This window comes from Streptococcus oralis (genome assembly GCF_001579025.1).
Taxonomy (GTDB): domain Bacteria; phylum Bacillota; class Bacilli; order Lactobacillales; family Streptococcaceae; genus Streptococcus; species Streptococcus oralis_X.
Genome location: NZ_KQ970236.1, coordinates 47,414 through 50,197, shown reverse-complemented (window position 1 = coordinate 50,197; position 2,784 = coordinate 47,414). Strand labels below are relative to the sequence as shown.

Here is a 2,784-nt window from a genome sequence, read left to right as displayed (position 1 = left end):
GGGATTTTTATATGTCTAACGAACCACTATTTCTCATCTTGTAATTTCGAGAAAATCTATTTACCTTTTCGTTTAGACCTTTTGAAAACTCCTGTGATATTTGAAAATGCACTTTTGGCAAAATGTTCCACTTTGCCTTCGACCTTCTGAATGGGCTTTGGAAGATAACTCTTAAAAACATCAAATTGAGCATTGAATAGTTTGAAGAAAACTTGTATCGTCATCTTCTTTTGTTCAGATGTTAGACGAGTCATATTATTAACAATGTTGATAATCTTCTTCGGAGTATCAACGGTGATATCTGCAAATTTATTAATACCTGATTCCAAAAAAATATCAAAGATAACATCTGAAAACTCTTGCTTTTCATCATTAGTCATGTTTTCTAACCAACTCGAAATGACCTTGTCAGCATGGATACTAAGCTGAGATTGATTTTCAACTTGGACGAAGTCTATTTGACCCACTTCCCAAGAGAAAGTATCGTGTTGAAGAAACAAAATAGCGTTACTCTTGACAACTTGTGCATTCACCGGTGGCTCCAATAAGACGCTCACCATTGAGTCTTGAGGAATGTAAGAGGCGATTCTATCTTTTATTCGGAGAAATCCCTCTGACTCCAAAAGAGACTCATGAAGACCCGGAGCATCAAAGGCATAAATCCCTGTAACAGCCTTTTGTTTTTCTTCATCCAATTTTGAACTGGCATAAATCGCAAGGTTTCCTCCCTTAGAATGCCCCGACACAATATACTCTCCAGGAAACTCCGTCATCCGCTTCTCTAAATATTGATGGGCAGACTGTTGAGCTGGGACCTCATGCATAAAGGTCATATGGAAATCTTCTTTCCAACCAACTAGATTCTCATCTGTCCCTCGAAAAACAACCAAATATTTTTCATCTTCGAGACGATAAGTTATAGCTGAAAATTGACGATCAATCTTCGAATCAATTTTATTAATAAAATCGAAAGCTTCGATAGCCCCGTATCGCTCACTGCTTCCAAGAATTCCTAGGAGTTCAATTCTTGGAGTTGTGATAACCGATAAAATTTCTCCTTTTTCACCATTAAGCGTCGTATAATACTGCGCTAATTTTTCTAATGTTATTTCGCCTTCAGTAATTATCTGCTCAAAAGGTAAATAGGCCACTTCTGTCAGCGCCAGGACATCTAAATCTTTAAAAAAAACTTGATCAAATGAGTAGGACTTCAATCCCTGAGCATAATCAATGATGTTCCTCATTCTACTCTCCCTATTCTTTTATTACTGTTCTCTTCCTTATTTGAAATGGATTCAAAAATAATACTTAACGTAAGTAACAATACCCAAAACGGAGCGAACCATATCATTGCCAAATTCATCAAAAACATCAGATACTTCCAATTGGTTTTTACAACTAAGGTTGGAATAAAAAAGCAGAAAAACAAGAAACCACCAACCAGCGAAAAGAATATTCCAAATGATGCTTCTAGAGTATATATTGGAGAAAGGACTTCGTAAGTATTCAAAATTGGGACAACAAGGGCTAGTACAAGCGTTAATAAGACACTCATCACTAAAACCGCAATGTTCACTAATTTTGAATAACTTGCTTTGCTGTTTAACCAGTTATTCCATTTCTGTATTTTTGAACGATCTTTCTTCTGCCTTACCTTTCCTGTATCTGTGTAGGTATAATAATTTGGGATATGTGCCCAGTACATTCTTTCAATCACGGTTGCAAAAAAGTTTGAGCGAGATTGGAAAGGTTGTAAAAGCACATTCTTTTGTTGCCCCAGATGTCTTTTAAATAAAGGTAAAAAGCGAAAGGGGTCGTGAGTCGAATAGAAGTTTATCAAGTTGTCGTCATTCTTTAAAAAGTTAGACTCTTTCAATATTTCTTGGCTACGTCTATTGAAGGTCCACCATGGCGAAGTCGCAGAAAATGTCAGACATCTCTCAATACCATCCTCAAAAATATATAAGCGTTGAGCCAGCAACCCTCCCAAAGAGACACCTGAAACTACAAAGCGTTTATGGGGGTATTCTTTTCTCAAAGAATGGTAAAAAGTTTGAAGACTATCATACTGATACAAGTGGACCAAGCCCATACTTCCTAGAGTCGAGCTATAAATCCAGTCTTGAAAAATGGTTTTGAAACTATCTTCATCATTCACTTTCGGGATAAAGCGAGCATCCGCACCTGTCTTACGAAAGAGTTTTTTCCCAATCCCTACATCGGCACCTCTAACAACGATATAGATAGTATCTTCGCCTTCCGTTTCGTAGGCAACAGCTTGTAAACCATTTACCCATGAAGCATTTTCATCGATTGAGGAAAGTTTCTTTATAACCTTATCATCAAAAACTACACTTCCGTATCGCATTATTTCTGTATTAAACACAATACTTGTTAAGTATACTAATAATCTAGTTTCTTTAATCATTTACCTTATTTATTGTCAAAAAAAGATAAGTAGTGAGCGGGAACTCCTCCCGTTTTTTATAACACTACTTATCTTTAAAGATGATTCTACTTATCCTTCGTTTGCTTCTGAACTAGCTGAAGGGACTGTCATTGTAGCAAGGGCGTTATTGATAGCCACCAAGTTTGCTTTCTTAGTCGCATTGATGATAAGGAACCAATCGACAATTGTCCAGATACCAAAAGTCAACCATGCCAAAAGAAGTTTTGCAACTCCTAATCCAATGTGGCCAATGTAAAAACGATCAACACCAAGAGTTCCTAAGAAGATAGAAAGAATCAAAGCTGTTGTAGGGTTTTTAACGTTTGCTGCAGCGA

The 2,784-nt window shown here is 36.8% G+C and carries 3 protein-coding genes; all 3 read right to left on the bottom strand.

What is annotated here, in order from left to right; genetic code table 11:
- Positions 1 to 56 precede the first annotated feature (56 nt).
- Entirely contained in the window at positions 57 to 1,244 is a 1,188-nt protein-coding gene (locus SORDD27_RS06505) for an Mbeg1-like protein (RefSeq protein WP_061428166.1), read from the bottom strand.
- A complete protein-coding gene (locus SORDD27_RS06500; protein WP_061428164.1) occupies positions 1,241 to 2,428 on the bottom strand; it encodes a hypothetical protein in 1,188 nt (395 codons plus the stop codon). The genes SORDD27_RS06505 and SORDD27_RS06500 overlap by 4 nt, the downstream gene beginning before the upstream one ends.
- 90 nt (positions 2,429 to 2,518) lie before the next feature.
- Positions 2,519 to 2,784: TM2 domain-containing protein (locus SORDD27_RS06495; protein WP_061428162.1), on the bottom strand; the 266-nt coding region annotated here is incomplete at its 5' end.

Coding starts and splice junctions, on each gene's coding strand:
- SORDD27_RS06505 (WP_061428166.1), bottom strand. CDS start 1,244: ATGAGGAACATCATTGATTATGCTCAGGGATTGAAGTCCTACTCATTT.
- SORDD27_RS06500 (WP_061428164.1), bottom strand. CDS start 2,428: ATGATTAAAGAAACTAGATTATTAGTATACTTAACAAGTATTGTGTTT.